At 38.5% G+C, this 25,539-nt stretch carries 23 protein-coding genes; 5 read left to right on the top strand and 18 right to left on the bottom strand.

The window, feature by feature from the left end:
* The first annotated feature begins 243 nt into the window (after window positions 1-243).
* Both DCE79_RS10890 and DCE79_RS10895 read left to right on the top strand, forming a co-directional pair.
* The gene (locus tag DCE79_RS10890; protein WP_108713079.1) at window positions 244-786 is read left to right on the top strand and encodes a sigma-70 family RNA polymerase sigma factor; all 543 of its coding nucleotides are present in this window, start codon (window positions 244-246) and stop codon (window positions 784-786) included.
* Window positions 764-1,771 (top strand): DUF4179 domain-containing protein, encoded by a 1,008-nt coding sequence (locus DCE79_RS10895; protein ID WP_108713080.1) that lies wholly within the window; start codon window positions 764-766, stop codon window positions 1,769-1,771. The genes DCE79_RS10890 and DCE79_RS10895 overlap by 23 nt, the downstream gene beginning before the upstream one ends.
* Window positions 1,772-2,027: 256 nt before the next feature.
* On the opposite strand, the gene DCE79_RS10900 is transcribed toward DCE79_RS10895, so the two are convergent.
* Complete coding sequence (locus tag DCE79_RS10900; RefSeq protein WP_108713081.1) at window positions 2,028-2,750, bottom strand: NADPH-dependent F420 reductase; 723 nt, start codon at window positions 2,748-2,750, stop codon at window positions 2,028-2,030.
* Window positions 2,751-2,842: 92 nt separating this feature from the next.
* A complete protein-coding gene (locus DCE79_RS10905; protein ID WP_199912273.1) occupies window positions 2,843-3,025 on the bottom strand; it encodes an SDR family oxidoreductase in 183 nt (60 codons plus the stop codon).
* Between the two features lie 2 nt (window positions 3,026-3,027).
* On the opposite strand from DCE79_RS10905, the gene DCE79_RS10910 reads away from it, so the two are divergent.
* A complete protein-coding gene (locus DCE79_RS10910; RefSeq protein ID WP_108713082.1) occupies window positions 3,028-3,924 on the top strand; it encodes a HAMP domain-containing sensor histidine kinase in 897 nt (298 codons plus the stop codon).
* Between the two features lie 937 nt (window positions 3,925-4,861).
* Here DCE79_RS10910 and DCE79_RS10915 read toward each other — a convergent pair.
* The 4 genes from DCE79_RS10915 to mce form a co-directional block, all read right to left on the bottom strand.
* Entirely contained in the window at window positions 4,862-5,512 is a 651-nt protein-coding gene (locus DCE79_RS10915; RefSeq protein ID WP_108713083.1) for a hypothetical protein, read from the bottom strand.
* Between the two features lie 8 nt (window positions 5,513-5,520).
* Complete coding sequence (locus DCE79_RS10920; protein WP_108713084.1) at window positions 5,521-6,864, bottom strand: hypothetical protein; 1,344 nt, start codon at window positions 6,862-6,864, stop codon at window positions 5,521-5,523.
* A 167-nt stretch (window positions 6,865-7,031) separates the two neighbouring features.
* Complete coding sequence (locus DCE79_RS10925) at window positions 7,032-8,579, bottom strand: acyl-CoA carboxylase subunit beta (protein WP_108714480.1); 1,548 nt, start codon at window positions 8,577-8,579, stop codon at window positions 7,032-7,034.
* A 14-nt stretch (window positions 8,580-8,593) separates the two neighbouring features.
* Window positions 8,594-9,007 (bottom strand): methylmalonyl-CoA epimerase, encoded by a 414-nt coding sequence (gene mce / locus DCE79_RS10930; RefSeq protein WP_108713085.1) that lies wholly within the window; start codon window positions 9,005-9,007, stop codon window positions 8,594-8,596.
* A 117-nt stretch (window positions 9,008-9,124) separates the two neighbouring features.
* Here mce and prli42 point away from each other — a divergent pair, with 117 nt between their 5' ends.
* On the top strand, window positions 9,125-9,220 hold the full coding sequence (gene prli42, locus DCE79_RS18515) for a stressosome-associated protein Prli42 (RefSeq protein ID WP_159083096.1): 96 nt from the start codon (window positions 9,125-9,127) through the stop codon (window positions 9,218-9,220).
* Window positions 9,221-9,244: 24 nt separating this feature from the next.
* Here prli42 and DCE79_RS10935 read toward each other — a convergent pair whose 3' ends face one another.
* The 10 genes from DCE79_RS10935 to DCE79_RS10980 all read right to left on the bottom strand — a co-directional run bounded on the left by DCE79_RS10935 (window position 9,245) and on the right by DCE79_RS10980 (window position 22,057).
* The gene (locus DCE79_RS10935; protein WP_108713086.1) at window positions 9,245-10,201 is read right to left on the bottom strand and encodes an aromatic acid exporter family protein; all 957 of its coding nucleotides are present in this window, start codon (window positions 10,199-10,201) and stop codon (window positions 9,245-9,247) included.
* An 88-nt stretch (window positions 10,202-10,289) separates the two neighbouring features.
* Complete coding sequence (locus DCE79_RS10940; RefSeq protein ID WP_108713087.1) at window positions 10,290-10,730, bottom strand: BrxA/BrxB family bacilliredoxin; 441 nt, start codon at window positions 10,728-10,730, stop codon at window positions 10,290-10,292.
* Between the two features lie 70 nt (window positions 10,731-10,800).
* Entirely contained in the window at window positions 10,801-11,898 is a 1,098-nt protein-coding gene (gene meaB / locus DCE79_RS10945; protein ID WP_108713088.1) for a methylmalonyl Co-A mutase-associated GTPase MeaB, read from the bottom strand.
* Window positions 11,898-14,048 (bottom strand): methylmalonyl-CoA mutase, encoded by a 2,151-nt coding sequence (gene scpA, locus DCE79_RS10950; protein WP_108713089.1) that lies wholly within the window; start codon window positions 14,046-14,048, stop codon window positions 11,898-11,900. Before scpA ends, meaB begins: the two co-directional genes overlap by 1 nt.
* Window positions 14,045-15,721, bottom strand: a complete 1,677-nt coding sequence (locus DCE79_RS10955) for a methylmalonyl-CoA mutase family protein (protein ID WP_234417252.1) — start codon at window positions 15,719-15,721, stop codon at window positions 14,045-14,047. The genes scpA and DCE79_RS10955 overlap by 4 nt, the downstream gene beginning before the upstream one ends.
* A gap of 132 nt (window positions 15,722-15,853) precedes the next feature.
* Window positions 15,854-17,188: a dihydrolipoamide acetyltransferase family protein gene (locus tag DCE79_RS10960; protein WP_108713091.1), complete on the bottom strand. Its 1,335-nt coding sequence runs from the start codon at window positions 17,186-17,188 to the stop codon at window positions 15,854-15,856.
* A 116-nt stretch (window positions 17,189-17,304) separates the two neighbouring features.
* Window positions 17,305-18,288 (bottom strand): alpha-ketoacid dehydrogenase subunit beta, encoded by a 984-nt coding sequence (locus DCE79_RS10965; RefSeq protein ID WP_108713092.1) that lies wholly within the window; start codon window positions 18,286-18,288, stop codon window positions 17,305-17,307.
* Window positions 18,288-19,298 (bottom strand): thiamine pyrophosphate-dependent dehydrogenase E1 component subunit alpha, encoded by a 1,011-nt coding sequence (locus DCE79_RS10970; protein WP_108713093.1) that lies wholly within the window; start codon window positions 19,296-19,298, stop codon window positions 18,288-18,290. The genes DCE79_RS10965 and DCE79_RS10970 overlap by 1 nt, the downstream gene beginning before the upstream one ends.
* 211 nt (window positions 19,299-19,509) lie before the next feature.
* Window positions 19,510-20,922: a dihydrolipoyl dehydrogenase gene (gene lpdA / locus DCE79_RS10975; protein WP_108713094.1), complete on the bottom strand. Its 1,413-nt coding sequence runs from the start codon at window positions 20,920-20,922 to the stop codon at window positions 19,510-19,512.
* A gap of 40 nt (window positions 20,923-20,962) precedes the next feature.
* On the bottom strand, window positions 20,963-22,057 hold the full coding sequence (locus DCE79_RS10980) for a Glu/Leu/Phe/Val family dehydrogenase (RefSeq protein WP_108713095.1): 1,095 nt from the start codon (window positions 22,055-22,057) through the stop codon (window positions 20,963-20,965).
* A 370-nt stretch (window positions 22,058-22,427) separates the two neighbouring features.
* Here DCE79_RS10980 and DCE79_RS10985 point away from each other — a divergent pair, with 370 nt between their 5' ends.
* Window positions 22,428-22,673: a DUF2627 domain-containing protein gene (locus DCE79_RS10985; RefSeq protein ID WP_108713096.1), complete on the top strand. Its 246-nt coding sequence runs from the start codon at window positions 22,428-22,430 to the stop codon at window positions 22,671-22,673.
* Between the two features lie 57 nt (window positions 22,674-22,730).
* Here DCE79_RS10985 and DCE79_RS10990 read toward each other — a convergent pair whose 3' ends face one another.
* On the bottom strand, window positions 22,731-23,447 hold the full coding sequence (locus DCE79_RS10990) for a glycerophosphodiester phosphodiesterase (RefSeq protein WP_108713097.1): 717 nt from the start codon (window positions 23,445-23,447) through the stop codon (window positions 22,731-22,733).
* Window positions 23,447-25,018, bottom strand: a complete 1,572-nt coding sequence (locus tag DCE79_RS10995; protein WP_108713098.1) for a flagellar assembly protein A — start codon at window positions 25,016-25,018, stop codon at window positions 23,447-23,449. Before DCE79_RS10995 ends, DCE79_RS10990 begins: the two co-directional genes overlap by 1 nt.
* Window positions 25,019-25,539 lie beyond the last annotated feature (521 nt).

Here is a 25,539-nt window from a genome sequence, read left to right on the forward strand (position 1 = left end):
ATACTTTCAAGCCGTAAAGAATTTATAAAATATTCATAATAAGTTCAATAAACGTTTCCAAATGAAACTTTTGGAACATTCAGGTGAGCAGCTAGGACATCTTCTTGTCTTAGCTGCTTTTCTTCCCCCATCGCTTTGGAGAATTTTTTATTCAACTAGCTCCACTGCTATAATTTTAAATTTCTTATAAAAAAGTGCATCTTTTTTCGATGACTGGTTCTCTAATAATTAGGGGGTGAAAACATGACGGTTAACGAAAAGAAGGCAAAGCAAGCTATAAGAGGAGATCGCGAAGCTCTACTATTTTTGCTAAATCAAGAAAAAGATAAGCTTTATAGAACTGCTTATAGTTATGTTCAAAATAAAGAGGATGCACTAGATGTTTTTCAGCAAACGGTGCTACTGGCGATTGAGTCCATTCATCAGCTACGAGAGCCAAAGTATTTCACAACATGGCTGATGAAAATTTGTATTAATGCGTCGCTTCATGTATTACATAAACAAAAAAATGTAATTTTAATTGATGAGTTAAAATTGCAAACTCTCTCTACTGAAATCGCAACATCTGATGAAAAGTTGGACTTGCTTGATGCGATCTATCGGTTAGATGAAAAATATAAAACGGTACTGCTTTTAAAATATTATGAGGATTTGACTTTCGAACAAATAGCACAGGTGCTTGGCGAACCGATTGGCACAGTGAAATCGAATGGTAAAAGAGCGTTAGAGAAAATAAAAAAGGCATTGAAAGGAGTGTACATAGATGAACGAACAAAACCGATTTAAAGAGGCTATGAATGAAATTCCTGTTCCTTCTAAAGAATTAGACGCTATTTTGGCTGACGCTTTTCAGCAAGAGAAGAAGCAGCGGAAATTCCCTTTTAAACGAATGGTTAAATATACTGCTGCCGTGGGAATTCTATCGATTGGTCTAATTTCATCTGTTTATGTTTCACCTGTATTTGCTAACTTTGTTACACAAATTCCGATTATTGGTCAGGCATTCGACTATTTCATTTCACAAGAAGGCTACTATCAAGCATATGAGGAAATCAGTACAGATATTGGTTTAGTTGAAGAAAGCAATGGGATTGAGATAATTATTGAGCAAGCATTTTACGATGGGAGTACGGTAACTCTTTCATACGTTTTACGAGCTGAAGAGGATTTAGGTTCATTTCCGACTTTTGAAAATATGCCAACGAATATAAGTAACGCAGGCTATGGTGGGAAGTATGTGAACGGTGTTGGCTATGTTGGCATGATGACGGTATCCATGCGTGATAACCCACAAGACAAAGTGAATATAGAGTGGAGTCCTCAAGCAATTCATTCAGGAGAAAAAGTAATGAAAGGTGACTGGCATTTTGAATTTTCTTTAAACAAGCTAGAAGGAAAACAGATCGTAATTAATGAGCAAGTAAACAAAGAGGGGGTAACGATCGAGCTAATCGATGCAATCAAAACAGATGTTAATTTAACGATCAATTACTTACAAGATATCGATCCTGCTGTTCATGAAAGATGGAGGTATGTTGAGGCTGAGTTGAGTGCGATTGATAATTTAGGCAATAAATATGAAGTTCCATATAATGGTGGATCTGACACAAAAGGTGGGGATTCGAGTGAAGATATCACCTGGAATGCAACAATTCATGGACTGGATTCCGAGGCAACATCGATTACGTTTTACCCATTCGCCCATGTAAGTAATAGTCAAAGTGATAATAAACGAATTGATTTCGAACCAATTACGATTGAATTGAATTAACTATTTATCATTATTGCACTAACAGGGATCCCAATGTAACAACAACTAATACTGTATACAAAATAAATTCAAATAACGTTCCCAAATTCAAAGTTAGGTAGCATTTCAAACAGCGGCAAACACTGATTTCACAGTGTTTATCGCTGTTTTTATAAAAAATAACGCTCTGAGACGCTGTGAGAAATTATTTTAAAGAGGACTGTTCGATCCACTTGTTCTGAATGGCATGAAATGTTACCAAACGAGGGGGTTACCTTTACGCCCCAAAAACTTTTCGGTTCAGTGCAACAATATCTTCATGTGTGAAATCAAATGAAAACTGCGACATAATCTCATCACGTAATCGAGGTGCGTGCTGTTTGTCAGCTTTTTTTAAGGCTAGCACTAGTTGTTCTTTCGTTAGCTCTGTGCAATACGCCGGCGTACCCGGTTGCATATTCCAAGATTCAGTAATAGAGCCTGCATCGACAGCATCAAAATCGCATTCGTTTACAATATCCATGATGATTTGTTTATGCCCTTCATCATCCCCTGCAACAGCCATCGCAATACGCCCCGTTGTTCCCGCCGTTGTCCCTTTATTCTCTAATGTAAAGGCTAGTAGGTTGCTGAACGCTTTAATCACGGGTCGCCCAAGCTGTTCTGTAACCCATACACTTTCAACCATCCCTTGATCAATTTCTTCGATTTGTTTATCTCTAAATGGATAATAATTCGATGTATCCACAACAATTACTTTATCTCCCACCTGCTCTAAGAGAGGCTGAATCGTCGGAATCGCATGTAGTGGGACAGAGATGATTAACACCTCAATATTCTGAACAACCTCTTCTGGGCTAACAGCTGTCCCAACGATTGTTTTCCCTACTAAACGTTGCATTCCTCGTACATCTGCTACTTTTACCTCGTGTCCGCTATTTACTAATTTCTTAGCAATGCTTTGACCGATTGGCCCTGCTCCAATAATTCCAAATTTCATTTTGTACCTCCAAAAACATAATAATTAAATGCATCTTAGTTTAAAAAAAGCACTTCCCTTTTACTGGAGGAAATGCTCTTCGAAAATAAAATTTATTGAATCCACTGCCCGCCATCCACAATATGCTCAGCACCTGTAATATAGGCTGCTTCATCACTTGCTAAAAATACAACTAAATGAGCTACTTCATCTGCTGTACCTAAACGGCGTAACGGAAGAGCTGCTTCGATTTGACGAACTGTTTCTTGTGTAATGTCTTTGTTTTCTGTTACCATACGTGTCGCAATACCACCTGGGTGCATTCTCGTTCTTTTGTATCGTACTCGGCACAACCTTAACAATCTTTTTTAGCAAAAAAGCGTTGAATCCACTGCGCCAAGTCATCGATGCGACCCACCAAGTAGCAGGTGGTGATTTCACGACGAAAATCAATGTAAAAGGCATTGTCGAGCTGGAGGAACTTTCCACGAGCTTTAATAAAATGACCCATGAACTAGAAAATATTGAAACGCTCAGAAGTGACTTTATTAATAATTTTTCGCATGAATTAAAAACGCCTCTTGTTTCGATCCGAGGCTTTGCGAAGCTCTTAAAAAATCAACAGCTAACGCAGGAGGAACGAGAAGAATATCTAAATATTATTCTCCTAGAATCGGACCGATTAGCGGGTTTATCCACCAACTTACTGACCCTATCAAAGTACGAGCATCTGGATATCATCCCAGAAAAGGCCTTGTTTCAATTAGATGAACAGATCAGAAGAATCCTCGTGTTACTGGAACCGAAATGGGCTGCAAAGCAACTCGATTTGGACGTCGACCTCGAACCGGTTTTATATCACGGTAACGCGGACTTAATGGCGCATATTTGGCTGAACCTTATAGACAATGCGATTAAATTTAGTGAACAAAACGGCACGATTACCGTGAAGCTTGTGCAAGCGGATAACGGAATCACGTTTTTGGTCAAGGATGAGGGCATTGGGATGAGTGAAGAAGCTACACAACGTATTTTTGAAAAGTTTTATCAAGGTGATGCTTCTCACAACGCGCAAGGGTATGGTATTGGGCTCGCATTAGTCAAACGATTAGTGAAGCTTTGCGATGGCCAGATTACGGTCGAAAGTCAGCCAGGTGCAGGAAGTACATTTACAGTTATATTTAGTGTTAAATGATTATTGAAGAATGTTAGGAATTTACAACGCTAAACGGGGTCCCGTCAGAAAAAACGGATTTACAACGTTAAGCAAGGAATGTTCCCAAACACCGCTGTGGTAGCGTTTTTCGTATTAATCTAAAATGGTTAAATTATACAAATTAGTATATGATAAAATAAACACCTAATAATTGGAGTGGTTAAATGTTAAAATTCATTGATGATTTTGCTGGTGCAATATTTGATATATTAAAGTTAATATCCTACTTCATTGCGGGTTTTATTTTAGTCGCCGTACCCTTGTATTTAATTGCAATAATATTTGAATGGCTATTCTAAATAACGTTCCCAAATGAAAGTTAGGTAACTAAATCCCCATTTATTATTTTGAATAGGGGATTTTCTTTTTCCTTCTTATTTAATAAATAAGAAGGAAAAAAGGAGGTGGTTTTATGAGTTTTTGGACTTGGGTTGCAATATTTATTGCATTAGGAAGTGGGATATTTGCTGCTAACTTTACAAAGAAGTCAAGAACGAAAAAAGACGTAAGCAAATGAACTTTAATGTAGAAAAGATTTATAAAGTATACAAACCAAACTTAATAAACGTTCCCAAATCAAAGTTTGGGAATACACCAAATAGCCACGAACGTTGTGAATTCAACGTTTTGTGGCTCTCTTTATGCACATTGTTTATGCGTTGTTTTATGCACGTTTATTAAAATCCAGTCATAGCAACGTTTAGGAGCATTTTGGACGTTGCTACATTATCGGCTTTAATGAATAAAAACGTGTATAAAATACGAAGTCTTACCGTTGTTAATCCCCCTTATTCGGACTCAAACAAATAGTGTAAAGATTTATTTAAAGTAATAGTAACCATAAAAATTTGAGGCGCAAAACAGAGAACCTGGAGAACTAATTATTGAAACAGCTAAAAGAACTGTATTCTAAAGCTCAGCTTGAACGGCTTTTGTCAGTTTTTAAACCATTACTTATGGCGCTTGCATCAAAATAGACTTGGTCACAAAGTGCAGACGATTGATGATAAGCCTCTTTTAAACCCTTTTCAAAAAACTGTTCTTCTGACGACATTAATGACGTAAAATATTTCACAACATTTGAATTGGCGACCATAATTTCTTTTGGATAGGTTTGGATTTTTTTAAAAGTCTCGTTAAAAAGACCTTCTAAATCGGTATTCGCATGTGAGATAAATAAGCGAAACTCTGCTTTATATTCAGGATGTTGCTCCAAATAATCTGTTAAACAATCGGCAATAAAATTTGTTAAGTAAATTGCAAAGCAAAAACTACGTGTCGCATTGCCATGTAATTTATAGCCATATTGCTTTACAACTGCACACCTCATTACATTTTCAATGAGAATTGTGCGGAATGAATGTAAAAAGGAAAGCTCTGGGTAAATAAATAGCTCATCGGAATTTTTATAGACTGCAAAAAAGATGTCTTTTAATTGCTTTGAAACAATACTTGCCATTTCTTTCGGTTCGTAAATGAGCGGGATTAGCATATGATGCTGCTCTAATACTTGTTTAAAAAGCTCGTGATCTTCACAACTGAGCATGAATAGTGTTTGCTTGTTCATGGAATCCCCTACTTTCCAAAGATTACGATTGGTTGATGTGTAACACGTGCATAGTATAAACTTTGCTCCGCCTCTTGGTATATATCATGTACCGAATGTAAAAGTTTCTTTTGCTTACAAGAACCACCCATGTGGATATAGTAATGGATTTGCTTGTCCTCTAACATGGAATCCATTTGATTTAAATAACATTGACAATCATTACCAATCTTTTGCATATCTAATGGCTCATCTGTAATAAACATCGCACAAAACGACGTTGGATAGTATTTTCCCCGTAAGCTTTGCGGATACAAATCAGAAAAAACTTGATTGATTTTTAAATACTGCTCATACTTTATTTTAATATTTTTATTTAATAAATCAGGTTCATTTACATGAATTATAAAGGTAATAATGGAAATATATTTTTCGTCATCCGTTTCATCAAATTGCGTGTTCAATAATTTACGATAACTTTCTCCTGAATGATACCCCATTTTTTCATTATCACAATTTGTCACAAATACTGCGCGCAACTGATCATAATAGGCAAGCTTTTCAAAGTTTTGAATCATTTGTTCATCGGCTTCAAAACTTGCATAATTGTTTAGTAAATGTTGGTCGAGTTCAATATGAGAATATTTTTCCCTTAGCAATCGAATAAGGCTCTTCACTGTATTGTATTGATGTGCATCAATCAAACACTGGAGTAAATTTTCGATTCTATCTTCTTTATGTGTTGTCTTACGGGATTCAACTAAATACTTTGCTATTTCAACTAGTACTAAAACGATGGCATCTTCAATCTCCCCTGTATCTACTTTGAGCTCTTTTGCCTGCTCAAGTTGATCGAGGTATAAATAAGCCTGTAGTGTTCCAATATTACATTGTTGAATAAAGTGCAGATGTGGAACTTTCTGCTTTCTTGCAAAAAATATAGCTAAACGTCCTAAGGTAATGGCGTCTTCAAAGCGCTCATCATTTAGCGCAAGTTGCTGTAAAATTCGATAAAAGTGACTGACATAGTCAAACTGTTGTAATCGTTGGGCAATCGTAATTCCTTGTTCACAATATTCCAGTACATATGTCCAATCATTATATAAAAGTGCAAATTCTGATCGAATATAATAAATAAAACTTAACTGTGTCGAATATGGATGATCGAATATGAAAGAATCCATTTGTTCTACGATAGTTATCGTTTTATGTAGTTGGCCTGCATGAAAATAAAGGTAAGCTAACTGTTTTAATAAATCACATTTTTCTTCAATTTGTTCAGAAAGTTGGAGCTTGGTGATTTTCTTTAACAATTCTTGTTCTAATGTCTTGTCTAGCTCATATTTTTCCTTTTCAAAGTGGAGTATCTTCAAATTTCTTACCTCCTCATCGATTAGTTCTATATATTGAAAATAACAAAAAATTACAACCAGTACAATAATAGTAAAGTCGGATTTTTTTATACGCCCGAAGATTAAATACTATCCACTTCAATATTAAAAGCAAAAAACCAGTCACTTTGATGTGACTGGTTTGCAAATTATAGAGGAATATTTCCGTGTTTTTTGTACGGACGATCTTCGTGTTTTGTTGAAAGCATATCTAATGCTTGAATTAACTTAATGCGTGTTTCACGTGGGTCAATAACGTCATCAACCATACCACGAGATGCCGCTACGTAAGGGTTGGCAAATTTTTCTTTGTACTCTTCAATCTTCGCTGCACGAGTCGCATCTGGGTCTGCAGATTTCGCAATTTCACCAGCGTGAATAATGTTTGCTGCACCTGCTGCTCCCATAACTGCGATTTCTGCGTTTGGCCAAGCAAATACAAGATCTGCACCGATTGCTTTTGAGTTTAAAGCTACATACGCACCACCATATGCTTTACGTAAGATGACTGTAATTTTTGGTACAGTTGCTTCTGAGTATGCATAAAGAATTTTCGCGCCGTGACGGATAATACCACCGTGTTCTTGTTTAACCCCTGGGAAGAAGCCAGAAACGTCTTCAAATGTAATGACTGGTACATTAAATGCGTCACAAGTACGTACAAAGCGTGCTAGTTTATCAGATGAATCGATATCTAGTCCGCCTGCAAGGAATTTCGGTTGGTTACATACTAGCCCAACAGATTCACCCGCAATACGAGCAAAACCAACTACGATGTTCTTCGCGAATTCTTTTTGGACTTCCATGAACGAACCTTCATCCACGACTTGCTCTACTACTTTACGCACATCATAAGACTTTGTTTGATCGATTGGCACAACGTCTACAAGCTCTGAACGGTAGTTATCCCCTTCTGGAGCCGCTTGTTTCGGTGCTTTTTCCTTGTTGTTTTGTGGCAAGTAAGAAAGTAATTGCTGAATTTGTGCAATCGCTGCTTCTTCATTTTCAGCACGGAAATGCGCGTTACCAGACACTGCATTATGCACCTTCGAACCACCTAAACCTTCAGCAGAAATTTTTTCACCTGTTACTGTTTCAATTACTTTTGGACCTGTGATAAACATTTGAGACGTTTTATCAACCATTAAAATGAAGTCTGTGATGGCTGGAGAATAAACAGCTCCACCTGCACATGGCCCCATAATGACTGAGATTTGCGGAATCACACCAGAATATATTGAGTTACGGTAGAAAATGTGACCGTAGCCATCTAATGAAAGTACACCTTCTTGAATACGTGCGCCACCTGAATCATTAATACCGATAAATGGCGTGCCGTTTTTCGCTGCTAAATCCATGACTGCTGCAATTTTTTTGGCGTGCATTTCACCAAGTGCCCCACCGAATACTGTGAAGTCTTGTGCGAATAAATAGATATTACGGCCGTTAATTTTACCAAAACCTGTGACAACCCCATCACCAGGGCCTTCTAATTTTTCCATACCGAAGTCGACAGTACGGTGAGAAATGAATGGATTGATTTCTACGAATGAACCGTCATCTAATAACATTTCAATACGCTCACGAGCTGTCATTTTGCCTTTCTCGTGTTGCTTATCGATACGTGCGTCACCGCCACCTAATTGAATGATTCCTTTGCGGTCGTAAAGCTCATTAATTTTATCAAACATATCCATCGTAATTGTCATGATTAGTGATCCCCTTTTCCGCTTTTATCGCATAATTCATAAAGTACACCAAATGAGTCTTTCGGGTGTAAAAATGCTACTTCCGCGCCACCAGCACCAGGTCCTGGCTCGTCAGATAATAGTCGTACACCTTTTTCGCGAAGTTCAGCCATGCGTTCACGAATCCCCGTTACGCCAAATGCCACATGGTGAATGCCTTCTCCGCGCTTTTCTAAGTAGCCGTGAATTGTACTTTTCTCACTCATCGGTTCTAATAGCTCAAGCTTCACATTCCCTGCATCGATGAAGGCAACACGCACTTGCTGAGACTCTACTTCTTCTACTTTTAATAATTTCAAGCCTAACGTTTCTGTGTAGTATGTAATTCTTTCTTCTAAATTACGAACGGCAATACCGATATGATCTACTTTTTCCACGAATGTGACTCCCCTATCAAAATAATTAATAATTTCGAATTTACAATTTGAATAGTACTTGAGAATTCCTTGAGATTTGGTAAACTAATATTAGTTCACCACGAAGGAGCGAAAGTCATGAGTAACAAGAAATTCCAAAGAATCGTCGTTTATTCAATGGTTGTGATTATGTTAATCTCAACTGTGGCAATGGGTGTAGCAGCCATCATGTAATGGATGTTTCTACATCCATTTTTTTTATGACAGTCCTTTAAATGACTGCTTGATGACTAAATACTCATCCATTTCTTCAATAAACTGATACATTGCCGCCATTGCTAAAAAGGTTTCATGATCTTTTGGCAGTGGCATTTTTGCGAACTCTTCTTTTACTTTATCTAGTTTCTCTAAGAAATGACTTGCGGTGTTGCCTCCGTGAACATGTTCACTTAAATCTTCTAAAAATGTCGCAATTAACGGTGCTTGTTCCGTCATGACTGGTAATGCGGTAATTTTAGGTAGGACACGCTCGATGATTTCGAGCTGCTTCTCTCTCATATCAAAATAAATATAAAAGATATTATCTTTACGCGATAAATGGTTTTGTACGTCTTTAAATGCAAGTGCTTTCGCGTCATTTAGCACGTTTGTTGCCTCTATGAGCTCTTTACCATCCCACATCGTATCGCCATTTCGTAAATAATCTGCGATTTCAGAGAGTATTTTCTTAAATAACTCCTCGACCTCATCTTGATGATGGAAAAGACCTTGCTGAATGTCTGGCATGTACATATTGACGATTAAGCCCATCCCAAAACCAATAGCCATAATAGCCACTTCATTTATGAATAAATCCATTGTAAAATTGGCAGTAAAAAATATATGCATCATAACGACCGCACTTGATACAAAGCCTTCTGCGACTCCAAGTGAGACAATCGTAGGGATAAATAACACAAGGACAATTCCTAGGATAAATGCATGATAACCGAATATTTCGAAAAATACGAACGCATAAATCATACCGATCACACTTGATACAATACGTGTATAAACAGCATGAACGGATTTTCTTTTCGTTGATTGAATACTAAGAATCGTCAAAATGCCCGCCGCAGTGAAAAACTGCAAATCAAAATACTGGGCAATCGCTATCGCAATAGAAGCACCAAGCGCGGTTTTAAGTGTACGATAGCCGATTGAAAATTTCTTCATATCGGTAATACTCCTTCATTAGGAAGTGCATGGAATCCCCTACAAAAATAACTTTTAGATGGACCCCGTACACTTTAAAAAATTGGTTTTATACTTCTTCGCAATATTCCTCGAAGTTGCCTTGTAAATTTGTTACAACTGACATGATTTCATGACCTTCAATTTCATAGCGACCAACATCTGCTACAACTTGACCATCTTTTAATAAAACAAATGATGGAGATGATGGGATGTGATCTTCACCGAAGTAGTAACGAGCTGCTGCTGTTGCTTCTTTATCTTGCCCAGCAAATACTGTTACTAAATGGTCAGGACGTTTATCGTAATAGACAGCATGAGTTGCTGCTGGACGTGCAATACCGCCTGCACAACCACAAACTGAGTTGACCATTACTAAAGTTGTACCTTTACGAGCAAAGGCATCTTCCACGTCTTCTGGTGTGCGTAATTGTTCATAACCTGCCGCTTCCATTTCTGCACGAGCAGTTGTTGTCACTTGTTGCATAAATAAATCATAGTCCATATTCATAAGCTTTTAGCCCCTTTCAATATTCCTTCTAATCATAGCAAGGATATAAGAGATGTGCAAAGACCATTGATTACAATTCATGCGTTTCTTTTTCGTCAAATAACGCGTTGACACCTTGAGTTACTGTAAGGCTTCCTTTTAGTATGTCAGTTTCTAACGAACGAACCTGCATTTTGCGTTCTTCGTTTTGATAAAACGAGTCAATTAAATGGTCGGTAATCATTGAATGGAACCAATCTCTCGTTTGCTCACGGCGGCGAATTGCCCAGTAATTTGAACTTTTAACCGATTGCTCAAACTCCATTAGCATAGTCCAAACATTTTCTAATCCCGTTTTTTCTAGCGAAGAAACGGTTAATGCTGTACTCATCCAACCTGGTGTTGCAGGCTGCAGGAAATGAAGAATTTGCTTATACTCTTGCATGGTACGTTTTGCAGGGCGCACATTGTCACCATCTGCTTTATGTACCACAATCCCATCCGCAAGTTCCATTATTCCCTTTTTCATGCCTTGCAGCTCATCCCCAGCACCTGTTAATACAAGTAACAAGAAGAAATCGACCATTCCGCGCACATACGTCTCACTTTGACCAACACCCACTGTTTCAATGAGTAAGACATCATAGCCTGCCGCTTCACAAAGAAGCATCGTTTCACGCGATTTTTTATGCACCCCGCCTAATGTACCTGCACTTGGAGACGGTCGAACGAAGGCATTTTCTTGACGCACAAGCTCTTCCATCCGCGTTTTGTCACCCAGAATACTACCGCCTGATAACGACGAGCTCGGATCAATGGCTAGCACTGCAACGCGTTTCCCCATTTTACAGAGCATTGTTCCAAAAGCTTCGATAAACGAGCTTTTCCCCGCTCCTGGAACCCCTGTAATCCCGATACGAATACAGTTTCCTGTGTATGGTAATAGTTCTTGTAGTAGTTTTTGTGCATCTTCTTTATGCGCGTTGTTCGAGCTTTCGATCAATGTAATTGCCTTTGCCAAAGAAGTACGGTCACCTGCTCGCACTTCTTCAGCTAATTTCTTTATATCAAGAGTTTCCTGCTTTTTTTTTCTGAATTTCTTTGGGTTTGAATAGCTCATTCCATCATGACCACCCTTCACACCATCCATGACAAACAAAGCACTACGGTCTTGATGCTCTTTTGTCATTACTCCGCCACTTCCTCGTAGCCTAGAGCTTTGTAAATTTCTTCGATTATGCGAATCGCTGCAACTGGAATCACTGTACCAGGACCAAAGATGGCCACCGCACCTGCTTCATACAAGAAATCATAATCCTGCGCTGGAATAACACCACCAACGATTACGATAATATCTTCACGACCTAATTTTTTCAGTTCAGCTAATAATTCTGGTACTAATGTTTTATGTCCTGCAGCTAAGCTTGAAACACCTATAACATGCACATCATTTTCATTGGCCATTTGTGCTGTCTCTTCTGGCGTCATGAATAATGGCGAAATATCAACGTCAAAGCCTAAATCCGCATAGCCTGTCGCAACAACTTTCGCCCCACGATCATGACCATCTTGACCCATTTTCGCAATTAAAATACGTGGACGACGACCTTCTGCTTCTTGGAAATCTGCCGTCATTTGCTTCACTTCTTTAATTACTTCTGTATCCGAGTAATTGGCAGAGTATACACCAGAAATAGAGCGAATAACCGCTTTATGACGACCAGATACTGCTTCAATTGCATCAGAAATTTCACCAAGAGATGCACGTGCTCTCGCTGCATCTACTGCGATAGCTAGTAAGTTTTCTGATCCATCTTCCGCTGCTTTTGTTAAGCGGGCTAAATGTTTTTGTACTTCTTCATTATCACGAGTTGCTTTCATTTTTTCTAAGCGCTCGATTTGTCCAACGCGAACAATCGCATTGTCGATATCTAAAATGTCGATTGGATCTTCTTCCGCTAAACGGTATTTGTTGACCCCGACAATTGTTTCTGATTTTGAGTCGATTTTTGCTTGGCGTTTTGCTGCTGCTTCTTCGACTTTCATTTTCGGAAGACCTGTTTCGATTGCTTTCGCCATACCGCCAAGTTCCTCAATTTCTTCAATTAATGCCCATGCTTTTTCTGTTAGCTCTTCTGTTAATTTCTCAACATAATAAGAACCGCCCCATGGATCGATTACTTTCGTCATACCTGTTTCTTCTTGTAAGAACAACTGGGTATTACGTGCAATACGTGCAGAGAAATCTGTTGGTAATGCAATTGCTTCATCAAGTGCATTCGTGTGAAGTGATTGCGTATGACCCATTGCTGCTGCGTTTGCTTCGATTAATGTACGTGTCACGTTATTGAATGGATCTTGCTCTGTTAAACTCCATCCAGAAGTTTGAGAGTGTGTACGTAACGCTAATGTTTTTGGGTTCTTTGGATTAAATGTCGACATCATCTGAGCCCAAATACGGCGAGCTGCACGCATTTTTGCTACTTCCATGTAGTAGTTCATACCGATTGCCCAGAAGAATGATAAACGCGGTGCAAAGGCATCAATATCAATTCCTGCTTTTAAGCCCGTACGTACATATTCAAGTCCGTCTGCTAATGTATAAGCTAACTCGATATCATTCGTCGCACCCGCTTCTTGAATATGATAACCAGAAATTGAAATCGAGTTGAATTTTGGCATAAATTTCGCCGTATATTCAAAAATATCCGCGATAATTTTCATCGACATTGCTGGTGGATAAATATAAGTGTTACGCACCATATATTCTTTTAGAATGTCATTTTGGATGGTACCAGCAAGCTTATCAGGTGTTACCCCTTGTTCTTCTGCAGCAACGATGTAGAACGCTAAAATTGGAAGTACCGCGCCGTTCATCGTCATCGATACCGACATTTGATCTAATGGAATCCCTGCAAATAAAATTTTAGCATCTTCAACAGAGTCAATCGCTACACCTGCTTTACCAACGTCGCCCGTTACACGTGGGTGATCCGAGTCATAGCCACGGTGTGTTGCTAAGTCGAATGCAACAGATAATCCTTTTTGCCCCATCGCTAAGTTACGACGGTAAAAGGCATTTGATTCTTCTGCTGTTGAGAAACCTGCATATTGACGGACAGTCCAAGGACGTGCGACGTACATTGTTGGGTAAGGACCACGTGTATTCGGTGCAATACCTGCAACGTCTTTTGTATGTTTTGCATCTTGAATATCCTCTGCATTGTATACAGATTTTACTTCAATGCCTTCATTTGTCATAAATGAGCCTGTAGAAGTTAGTTGCTCTTTCGCTAACACATCTTCAATCACTACGGATTCAAAATTTGCTTTACTCATTGTTGTACCCCCTTCACGCTCATCACGACATCATTTAGTTTTGTAACGATGTTTTGTCCTGCAAAAATAAAGCCATTTAAGCCTGCTTCAAGCCAAGCATCTTGCTCTTCTTTATATTTTCCTGCTGCATCAAGTACGATTGAAGCTTTTTTACCTTCTAATAATGCTGGGATTAACGCTTTTGTATCGTCATCTGTTGCCGCTACGACTACATAATCGTACGCTGCTGTATCTAACCATGCTTTTGCTTCTTCAATTGTTTGGAAGCCTTCTGTTTGGTGTGCAACGACACCTGCTGTAGCAAAGAAACCTTGAACAAAGTCTGCACGTGGTTTGTAATTTTTCAATTGACCGAATGTCAGGATTGCTGATTTCAATCCTGTTTGTGCAAAGTTTTCGCGTAAATCTTCAAACGGAATCGCAATACGTTTTACTGCGGCAAATTGCGCGTTTTCATCAGTAGAAATTTCATCTGTTGGATTTGCATAAATGTTCGTACCGATTAATGAATGCTTACGTGTTTCCACTTGTCCGATGCGAGTTGCGTAAACTTCTTCAATTTTTGAATCGATGCCGTAAGCAGATAATCCGCCAGCTTTTTCGATTTCAAGGAATAATGCCCATGCTTCTTTTACATAATCCGCTGTGAGTGATTCGATAAAGTAAGAACCACCTGATGGATCAAGGACATTTAATACGAGCGATTCTTCTTTTGTAACAAGGGATACATTACGTGCGATACGTACAGATTGCTCAGAGATCGCCGTTAAGCAGTCATGTGGATGTACAGTAATGACATCTGCACCACCGATTGCTGCTGAGAATGCTTCGTTACCTGCACGTAGTAAGTTTACGTACACATCGTATTTAGAGAAGCTACGTACAGATGTTTCGACTACTACTGGGACAGCACTTGCTTCATTGCCGAAAGCTGAAGCAAATGCTTTCCATAACACTTTAAAGGCACGAATTTTCGCAATTTCTAGGAAGAATTGTGTATCGACTGCAAATTGTACAAAGAATTTCTCTTCAAACGCTTTAAAGTCGTCCGCTTCAGTAGCCATTTGAGAAGCCTGTGCTAACGCAATCGCTAACTCTTGTACAACATTGGCGCCATTATTGTGATGGGTAATGGTATTTGCTGCGAATGTACGCACGTTCGGATATGCTGGTAGCTCCACTGCAACTGGTGCAACGATGTAACCGTTCACATTTTCACGTTGAGTTTCATCGATTTTATCGAAAACGCTTAATAACACGTCTTCACTAGATTGAATTGTAATTTTGAATGAATTTTCTGATAAGTAAGGAACTAATTGTCCTAATACTTGTTCTGTCCATTCAAAACTTGCTGGGCTGTTGATCGTAATCATCTGATTACCACGTGCTAGGCTTTCATCTATGTTTGCAAAAAAGCTTGCCTCATCAGTTCCAACAATTTGCTGGGCTACATCAAAACCAGATGATTTTGTTAAAGAACGAATTGTGGAAACTTGACTTTCTAATTGGTCCCCTAACTTTTCAATCAAACTGTCTTGCGTATAAAGTGGTTGTAATGTGATATTTTCAATAGTTTTTGTAAATAACGATTCAAACGGCTTCCCTTTTAAAGCTTTAACTGCTTCTTGTTGCCACTGATCGTAGCTCACAGATTGAAATTCAATCTCTTTCATAGTAGTTGACATATGGACGCTAACTAGCTTCCCCCCTTGTTATATTTCTGTACTACATTTTACACGAGAATGTTCAGACAATAAAGCAAAAAAAACACCGAAAGCCTTTATTTACAGGCTTTCGGCACACTTTCAGTAGACTGACATCTTCTGTTTATCTACATTTTCGAGAATTTCCTTTACTCTAGATAGGAATTTCCCGCAAATTAGTCCATCTAAAATTCTATGATCTAATGACAGACATAAATTCACCATATGACGTGGCGCGATCATATTGCCCTGTACTATTACAGGTCGTTTTACAATACTTTCCACTTGCAGAATCGCTGCTTGCGGATAATTGATGATGCCCATCGACTGCACAGAACCAAATGATCCTGTGTTATTAACCGTAAACGTACCACCCTGCATATGGTCTAATTTTAATTTCCCATTGCGTACAATCGTCGATAATTCGTGAATTTCCTTGCCAATACCTTTAATCGATTTTTCATCGACATTTTTTATAACAGGGACGAATAACGCGTCTTCTGTTGCGACGGCAATCGATAAGTTAATATCTTTCTTTTGAATAATTTTATCGTCCGCCCATACTGAATTAATCATCGGGAATTCTTTTAACGCTTGCGCAACTGCTTTTAGGAAGAATGCGAAATACGTTAAATTGAATCCTTCTTTTTGTTTGAATTCATTTTTAATCCCGTCACGATATTCAACAAGTTCAGTCACATCCACTTCCATCATCATCCATGCATGTGGAATTTCATGTGTACTACGAAGCATATTTTTGGCAATCGCTTTGCGGACTTGTGTCACTGGAATTTCGATATCCCCATTTGCTGTTACCACTTGCTCTTGAGCTTGTTTTGTATGTGGCTTTTGTTCAGCTGCTTCTTTAATTGGCGAATCTTCCAGTACTGGAATCGGCTGTTCGTCATGTGAAATCGCTTGACTCGTCGGTTTCCCTGCAGCAATATAAGCTTCTACATCTTTACGTGTAATGCGATTATCCATTCCTGTACCGACAATTTGAGATAAGTCGACATCGTTCTCGTTTGCAAGCATGAGAACTGCTGGTGAGTAGCGACCACCTTTTCGTTCTGGACGAGCTGGTTTTTCTACGGGTGCAGCTTTTGCTTCTGGCTCTTTTTTCTGTATGCCCGCATTTAAAATGGCCGAGCTAACATTTGAACTTTTTGGCGCTGGTGCAGGTGGCATCTCTGCTCCTTCAATCTCGATCGTACATACGACCGCGCCAACAGGTAAAGTTTCGCCTTCAGTAGCAATAAGTTCTGAAATCACACCTGTAAACGAAGAAGGAATTTCAGCATTTACTTTATCTGTTGTTACTTCTGCTAATGGATCATATTTATTGACCTTATCGCCCACTTTTACGAGCCAGTGATCAATTTTACCTTCCGTCACGCTTTCTCCAAGCTGCGGCATTAAAATATTTTGAATTGTCATTTTCAAATCCTCCTATATCGTAATTATGCTTTGCCATAATTACATCAACATTCCATTATGTGTTTGCTAAGAATGCTTTTCGTAGTTGTGTATTTCGATCTCATTAGTACATTCACTTAAAACGCCGCTAATTCACGAATCGCACGCTCTACTTTATCGGGATTGATTATAAAAAACTTTTCCATCGTTGGCGCATATGGCATCGCTGGAACATCTGGTCCTGCTAAGCGTTTAATCGGCGCATCTAAATCAAATAAGCAATGTTCTGCAATAATTGCAGCCACTTCACTTAGTATGCTACCTTCTTTGTTGTCCTCAGTAATAAGCAGTACTTTCCCTGTCTTTTTCGTTGCTTCAATAATTGCTTCTTGATCTAATGGATACACTGTACGCAAATCTAAAATATGTGTCTGGATGCCATCTTTAGCAAGTCGCTCTGCTGCTTGCAACGCAAAATGTACAGCTAAGCCATACGTAATAACGGTTATATCGTCGCCCTCACGTTTTACATCAGCTTTTCCGATTGGCAATGTGTAATCTTCCGTCGGTACTTCACCTTTAATTAAACGATAGGCACGCTTATGCTCGAAAAACAACACAGGGTCTGGGTCACGAATAGCTGCTTTTAATAAGCCCTTCGCATCATACGGTGTTGATGGGATAACGATTTTTAAACCTGGTGTTCCTGCAAAAAGAGCTTCCACTGATTGTGAATGATACAGTGCACCATGAATCCCACCGCCAAATGGAGCACGAACTACAAGCGGACAGCTCCAATCATTATTTGTGCGGTAGCGAATTTTTGCAGCTTCTGAGACGATTTGGTTCACTGCTGGCATTATGAAATCAGCAAATTGCATTTCAGCAATTGGACGCATGCCATACATCGCAGCCCCTATTGCTACACCGGCAATCGCACTTTCAGCTAAAGGAGTATCTAAGACACGCGCTTCCCCGAACTGCTCATAAAGGCCATTCGTCGCTTTGAATACGCCACCTTTACGTCCAACGTCTTCGCCTAAAATAAAGACGCTTTCATCACGTTCCATTTCTTCTTTCATTGCTAAATTGATCGCATCAATATAAGAAATTACTGGCATTACGCATCTTCTCCTTCCGCATAGACATATTTCAGTGCGTCTTCAGGTGCTGCATAGGCTGCTGCTTCTGCGTATTCTGTTGCTTCGTTCACGATTTTCATGATCGTTTCATTCATCGTTTTGATTAGTGACTCATCTAAAATTCCTTGTTCTTTTAAATAGGCTTCAAATAATACAAGTGGATCTTTCGCTTTACCTTCTGCGATATCCTCTGCTGTACGATATTGGCGATCGTCATCATCAGATGAATGCGCCGTTAATCGGAAAGTTACAGTTTCAATTAAAGATGGACCTTCCCCGCGTCGAGCACGGTCAGCTGCTTCTTTAACTACTTTATAAACTTCAAGTGGATTTTTACCATCCACAGTGACACCTGGCATACCATAGCCAATCGCGCGGTCTGACACTTTTGCACAGCCTAATTGACGCTCCACTGGAACAGAAATCGCATATTGATTGTTTTCTACCATAATGATGACAGGTAATTTATGAACGCCTGCAAAGTTCGCCCCTTCATGGAAATCCCCTTGGTTTGAAGAACCTTCACCAAGTGTGACAAAGGTAATGAAATCCTTTTGCTGCATTTTCCCTGCTAACGCAACACCCACTGCATGTGGAACTTGTGTCGTTACTGGAGATGAACCTGTTATAATACGATTTTTCTTTTGTCCGAAGTGACCTGGCATTTGGCGGCCACCCGAGTTTGGATCTTCTGCTTTCGCAAATGCAGATAACATTAAATCTTGTGCCGTCATCCCAAAATGTAGTACAACACCCATATCACGATAATACGGTGCAATATAATCTTTCGTGTGATCTAGCGCAAAGGCCGCGCCAACTTGTGCTGCTTCTTGACCTTGACAAGAAATAACGAACGGAATTTTCCCAGCACGATTCAGTAACCACATACGTTCATCAATACGACGTGCCATTAACATCGTTTCATACATTTTTAATACTTCTTCATTTGTTAGTCCTAATTGATCATGTGTTAATTGGTTTTCACTCATATAACCAACCCCAATCTGCTTAGAGTGACACCCGGTGCGCATATGCTCACCGGGTGTATTTTGTTTTGTTAACGCAATTAGAAATTTCTCGTACTGTGGATAACTTTTGAAATAAAGCGTACTTCACGTCTAGGAAAAACCCCAGCCCCTCAAGCTTTTCGAACCCTCGAAAGCAAGTCGTGGCTAAACGGGCTTATTAACGCTTTTGTTCTTAATAATGAATTGCTTTTCCTTCAATAGCTAACGCTGCTTCACCCATCACTTCACTTAATGAAGGGTGTAGATGAACCATTTGTCCAACTTCCCATGATGACGCATTTAAAAATAAACCAAGTGCTGCTTCTGATATTAAATCCGTTGCATGCGGACCGATTAAATGCACCCCTATCACATCATTCGAATCTTCATCGGCAATCACTTTTACAAATCCTTCAGTGTCCCCATAAACCATCGCTTTACCGATTGCTTTAAATGGGAATGTTGCGACTTTCACTTTATAGCCTTGACTGGTTGCTTGTGTTTCTGTTAAACCAACACTCGCAATTTCTGGATTACTATAGACACCGCGCGCGATATTCGCATAATGAATCGGCATTGCTGTTTCTCCTGCAATATGTTCCACAGCTAGAATCCCTTCATGAGAGGCAACATGTGCAAGTTGCATGCCACCGATCACATCACCAATCGCATAAATATGACTTTCCTTCGTTTGGAACTGCTCATTTACGTCGATAAAGCCTTTTTCAAGGACAATATCCGTGTTTTCAATACCGATATTTTCAACGTTTGCTTGACGTCCAATCGAAAGTAATAGCGCTTCGGCCGTTACTGTATTTCCATCTTTAAGCGTGACTGTTACCTGATCAGCTGTTGTAATCTGGTCCGCATCAAACGACACATTTGTATGAATATTGATGCCACGTTTCTTTAAAATTTTTAACATTTCAGTTGAAATAGCTTCATCTTCTGTCGGTAAAATGCGATCTCCAAGCTCTAAAATCGTTACATCAACTTCAAAATCACTAAGCATAGAAGCCCATTCGATTCCGATTACCCCACCGCCAATAATGATGACCGACTTTGGCAGTTTTTCGATTGTTAGAAACTCATCCGAAGTAAATACTTTTTCCCCATCAACTGTTAATCCTTCTAATTTGCGCGGTCTCGAGCCGGTTGCGATGATGACGTTTTTCGGAATCAGCATTTCATTTTCCGTGCCATCATTCATTTCAACAGAAATCGTACCCGGCAGTGGTGAGAAAATGGATGGACCTAGAATGCGACCATAACCGTCATAAACATCGATTTCCCCTTTTTTCATTAAGTGTTGAACCCCTTTATAGAGCTGTTCAACAACCGATTGTTTACGCGCTTGGATTTTTGTGAAATTTACTGTTACATCATTTAGCTCAATTCCAAATTCTTCAGCTCGTTTAGATTGAACAAATACTTCTGCACTTCTTAGTAATGCCTTTGTCGGAATACATCCCGCATGTAAGCATGTGCCTCCAAGTTTGTTTTTTTCAACGATGGCTGTTTTCAAGCCAAGTTGTGAGGCACGAATCGCTGCTACATAGCCGCCTGTCCCTCCGCCTAAAATGACGACATCATATTCTCTTGCCATATCCGACACCCCTTTATTCGAATATATCGATTTGTAAAAATTAACGACCGTTTAAAATACTTTTTTCATTTTGTAAAAATTGGCTACGTGATTTAGCAACGCGTGCGATACGTTCTTCCGCTAAATGATTCGCTGCTAAGTATGTTGGAATATCTTGTTCTCTTGAAATGGCGAAAATTTTCTCTAGACTTGTATAAATCGTTCCAACACGTTTCATCGCGCGGTCACGATTGTAGCCATATAATTCATCAGCAACGTTAATAACGCCACCTGCATTGATAACATAATCTGGTGCATAAACAATGCCCATTTCATGTAAAACTTTACCGTGACGAGATTCTGCCAATTGGTTATTAGCTGAACCAGCGATAACCTTTGCTTTTAATTTTGGAATCGTCGTGTCATTAATAATCGCACCTAAAGCACATGGTGAGAAAATATCGACATCTTGCTCATAAATAGCATCTGGTGTTACTGCTGTCGCGCCAAAATCATTTACAACGCGGTCAATTGCTAATTGGTTAATATCTGTTACGACTAATTTAGCCCCTTCTTTATGTAAATACTCACATAAAGTGTATGCAACATTTCCTAATCCTTGCACAGAAACCGTTTTCCCAGTTAATGAGTCATCACCAAATGCTTCTTTAGCTGCAGCTTTCATTCCTAAAAATACGCCGTATGCAGTAACAGGTGATGGATTGCCTGAGCTACCGAATGCTGGTGAAATCCCAGTCACATAATTTGTTTCTTCATGAATTAAATCCATGTCTGCTACAGTTGTTCCAACATCTTCTGCTGTTATGTAACGACCGTTTAATCCTTGAATAAATCGTCCTAATGCGCGGAACATTTCTTCATTTTTATCTTTAAACGGATCTCCAATAATAACTGTTTTACCACCGCCAAGATTTAATCCTGCCGCTGCATTTTTGTATGTCATCCCACGAGCAAGTCGCAATGCATCTTCAATTGCTGCTTCTTCAGAGGCGTAAGTCCACATACGTGAACCTCCTAGAGCCGGACCTAATGTTGTATCATGAATTGCAATGACCGCTTTTAACCCAGATGCCTCATCTTGGCAAAACACTACCTGCTCAAAATCATATTTTTGCATGTACTTAAAAATTTCCATAATACTCTTCTCCTTTTATCAAGAAAGCGCTTACCTTCTCGTTTAAAATGAATTATTGTCAAAAGTGTCTATCAGATATTTAAAAACGAATAATTTTCGCTTCTTAAATTTACAATACTTTCAAAATTTCATTCGCGCAACTATAAATCGCTAAATCTCTTTAAGTTAGAAAATTCCGATAATTTAAGAGAATATTTTTAGTTAAATCTCCCTAAAATTCTTAATAAAAATTACCATTTAATATTATATTAGAAAAATAACTGGACGTTTCTTCGTCACATTTCCTTTGTTTCTTTTTGGAAAAACTGGTGTCTTCTTGACTTTCCCTCGAGCCATTGTAAAATTAATTGTATTGTTAGGAGGTTTAGATATGGCTCGTATGCTAGCGTTTATAATTTTAGTTATTCCAGCAATCATGATGGCTGCTGGTATTAAATTTATGCGTGATACACTTTTCGGTATTCTCATTGCACCGTTTCCATGGATTTGGTTACAATTCATCGTTGGGGCTATTTTCTTCGTCGTTGCCTTCTTCTTCTTCGCAGGTTTCCTATTGCACCGCGATCGTAAAAAGGGAAAAGTTGCAGATAAATGGCAGAAAAAAGTGACGAAATAATTGAAACTTCATACTAAAAAATCCACTAGGTCCAATCGAACCTAGTGGATTTTTAGTTTACTTCAGCTGTGCTTTCCGTACTTTCTCTGGATAATCAGTAATCCAACCGATAACGGCTGGATGAGGATTCGCTAAATACGATTCCTTTCCCTCAATTCCATAAAAACGAATTCCAATTTTTGCTTCATCGCAATATTTTAAGTATTGTGGTTTATAATACTTTTTGTTTGCGTGAATCACATCATACGTTGTGCGACCATGTATTGTTTGCCAATCGAATTTTTTAGTGATAATCAATGCCGTTTCATATTGTGGACGTGTTTCTTTCACCACTTTTAATAGCGGTTCATAAAACGATGAAAAGTGACTATTTTCAGGAAGCTCTAACGATTGCAAAACTTCTCGAAGTACGTCCTCATTGTTTAAAATCGATTCTTTTAATTCGATATTCAATGCCATATTTTCTTCGTTTGCCCATTTCACAATATCTTGAAATGCCATCATTCGATGACGAGAAAAACGTCGTTTAAATTTCGTGCCAAGATTAAAACTCATTAACTCATCAAAGGTACAATTCGATACTAATTTCCGAACGCCCGTTAATCGTAACAAATCTAAATCATGAAAAACGATGAATACGGCATCCTTTGAAAGTTGAAGATCCAACTCGATTCCGTCTACACCCAGACTCTTGGCTTTTTGAAACGCTTTCATTGTATTTTCTACTGCATAGCTTGTTGCACCACGATGTGCAAAAATTGGAATTTTATTCATTAGACATTCAGCTCTCCAAACTCTAATAAGAATCGACCATTTGTCATATTCGATAGGATGGTAGATTTTTTACCGATTTGGATATATGTACCTGGAAAAGCGTCTCTTGTAACCTGTATTTCTTCTTTACCGACACTTCGTAAATCGTTCATTAATTGTTTAATTTCACGATCTAAATTAGCAGCTGATTCTTTATTAGAAAATAATTTTTGTTTTGTTTGTTCAAATGCAGCTACTTGTGGTTTCGTTAAATTATTTACTACCGGCAATACGCGGTTCACTTGTGATTCTAATTGCAAAATATCTTCTTGCATTGATTTTAGTAGAGTAGCTTTCGACTGAATTAATTCCAGCCCCTCTGCCTTATTGACGCTATTAATAATTAACTCTGTACGACGTTCTAAACGGTTTCCTGAAACGGCTGTTACAATGGTACTTTTTGCAATAGCTGTACCCCCGATAATTTTACCCTTTCGTTCATCCACCAGAATCGAATGTCCTCGAATATTAGATCCTAAAGCATAGAACCCAATATTAACGTCACTACCTGCGATTAAGTTCGCTTCGTTCACGTGCTTAACGAAAATATTGCCTCCCGCTTCAACACGCGTTTGACCTAATCCGAAAATGCCTCCGCGAATAAAGATATCGCCATCAATAGATTTAATCAATTTCGCTCCAGAAACACCCTCTGGCCCTTCAATTGAAATATCTCCTTTTGCAATAACAGTAAATCCTGCATGGACCGTACCACGAATAGATAAAGAACCATTAAAATCTATGTTCCCTGTTTCAACACCAACATCACCGTTAATCGGTAAATGATAATTTACGCCTACCATGCCTTTATGATCTTCAAATACTCCGCTAATTTTAGATCGAATGATTGTTTTACCATCTTCTTCAACTTCATAAGCTGATTTTCGGTCATATTTTAATGGCATATCGCGACCACTTTGTGCTGCTACTGGCTCATTATGAATATTTGTTCCTGGAATACCTGGCTGTGCATGAATTTTTTCGCCTAGCCATGCGCCCTCTTCAATTTCATAAATGAAGTTCATATCATAGTAATCTGCTTTTCCATCTTCGCGAATGACAGGTTTTCGTTCAGGAATTTGCAAATAGCTTACTTTTGCATCGTCACCTTTAACAGGTGGTGTACCCTGTGCGATTAAAATGGCCTTACCGCTTACAATAGATTCCACTTTTATGTCTAAAAATCCATGTTTAATATTATGCTCTCTTAACAATTTCATAACATCATCTTGGAATTTTTGTTGATTAGAACGGACATTTTCTTGTGTTTCATAAACGAATAAAGAAGCTGACATTTTATCCCGTGATATTTCTAATGTCACAGTCGGTAACCATGTACCTATTTCGACTGGAGTAGCAGAAACCTCTGTTAAAACTTTTTTTAATACAGCAAAATTGGTTAATTTAATGCGAGGATTAAGGCGCACAATTGTATCAAAATCTCTTAACATAAAACCGGGTTCTTTCGTTTTGATAAAGACTTTTTCATTACTTTCTGTGATTTCAAAAAATCGATTTTCAAAAATAACCACGCAAATCCTCCTCCCCATACATATAAGTATATACAAATTTTAGAATTTTGTTTAGATAAATATTAAACACATAGAGAATATTTTATTGGAAAAGTCTGAATTAACTAAACAGTAATATCTTAATAGGAAAAATTACCTGCTATCTCTAGTCTAAGTAATCTTTGATATTCTAATAATTCATAGTATATTTCTGATATATTAACTAAAAGTTGTTCGTCTTTAGTCTCAATTGCATCGATTGTTTGTTCAATAAAATTTCGGTCTAGTTCTATTGATTTATTTAATTCACTATCTATTAAATTGTCATATTTAATGGTACTTTGTATGTTTATCAGAGCATTTAAATAGTCGTGTAATTCAATTTTTAATAGCTGTAATTGCCGTTCGTTTTGTGTACCAAGTAATATAATATGATTGTAACAACGTTCACGTTGCGTTTCTAAATAGACAATGTAATTTTCAAGCGCTGAATGAGAAGTATCTAATTCAACGCAAAGCGGTTGTATTTAAAACTCGCGGAA

This window comes from Lysinibacillus sp. 2017, from assembly GCF_003073375.1.
Taxonomy (GTDB): Bacteria; Bacillota; Bacilli; order Bacillales_A; family Planococcaceae; genus Solibacillus.

Bases quoted from the DNA above. Each gene is read 5' to 3' on its own strand.
- DCE79_RS10965 (WP_108713092.1), bottom strand. From the start codon at position 18,288: ATGCCAGTAATTTCTTATATTGATGCGATCAATTTAGCAATGAAAGAA.
- prli42 (WP_159083096.1), top strand. From the start codon at position 9,125: ATGAGTAACAAGAAATTCCAAAGAATCGTCGTTTATTCAATGGTTGTG.
- DCE79_RS10900 (WP_108713081.1), bottom strand. From the start codon at position 2,750: ATGAAATTTGGAATTATTGGAGCAGGGCCAATCGGTCAAAGCATTGCT.
- DCE79_RS10915 (WP_108713083.1), bottom strand. From the start codon at position 5,512: ATGAACAAGCAAACACTATTCATGCTCAGTTGTGAAGATCACGAGCTT.
- DCE79_RS10940 (WP_108713087.1), bottom strand. From the start codon at position 10,730: ATGAATATGGACTATGATTTATTTATGCAACAAGTGACAACAACTGCT.
- scpA (WP_108713089.1), bottom strand. From the start codon at position 14,048: ATGAGTAAAGCAAATTTTGAATCCGTAGTGATTGAAGATGTGTTAGCG.
- DCE79_RS10935 (WP_108713086.1), bottom strand. From the start codon at position 10,201: ATGAAGAAATTTTCAATCGGCTATCGTACACTTAAAACCGCGCTTGGT.
- meaB (WP_108713088.1), bottom strand. From the start codon at position 11,898: ATGACAAAAGAGCATCAAGACCGTAGTGCTTTGTTTGTCATGGATGGT.
- DCE79_RS10925 (WP_108714480.1), bottom strand. From the start codon at position 8,579: ATGGATATGTTTGATAAAATTAATGAGCTTTACGACCGCAAAGGAATC.
- DCE79_RS10960 (WP_108713091.1), bottom strand. From the start codon at position 17,188: ATGACAATTCAAAATATTTTAATGCCGCAGCTTGGAGAAAGCGTGACG.
- DCE79_RS10970 (WP_108713093.1), bottom strand. From the start codon at position 19,298: ATGAGTGAAAACCAATTAACACATGATCAATTAGGACTAACAAATGAA.
- DCE79_RS10905 (WP_199912273.1), bottom strand. From the start codon at position 3,025: ATGGTAACAGAAAACAAAGACATTACACAAGAAACAGTTCGTCAAATC.
- DCE79_RS10890 (WP_108713079.1), top strand. From the start codon at position 244: ATGACGGTTAACGAAAAGAAGGCAAAGCAAGCTATAAGAGGAGATCGC.
- DCE79_RS10895 (WP_108713080.1), top strand. From the start codon at position 764: ATGAACGAACAAAACCGATTTAAAGAGGCTATGAATGAAATTCCTGTT.
- DCE79_RS10955 (WP_234417252.1), bottom strand. From the start codon at position 15,721: ATGAAAGAGATTGAATTTCAATCTGTGAGCTACGATCAGTGGCAACAA.
- lpdA (WP_108713094.1), bottom strand. From the start codon at position 20,922: ATGGCAAGAGAATATGATGTCGTCATTTTAGGCGGAGGGACAGGCGGC.
- DCE79_RS10980 (WP_108713095.1), bottom strand. From the start codon at position 22,057: ATGGAAATTTTTAAGTACATGCAAAAATATGATTTTGAGCAGGTAGTG.
- DCE79_RS10990 (WP_108713097.1), bottom strand. From the start codon at position 23,447: ATGAATAAAATTCCAATTTTTGCACATCGTGGTGCAACAAGCTATGCA.
- DCE79_RS10985 (WP_108713096.1), top strand. From the start codon at position 22,428: ATGGCTCGTATGCTAGCGTTTATAATTTTAGTTATTCCAGCAATCATG.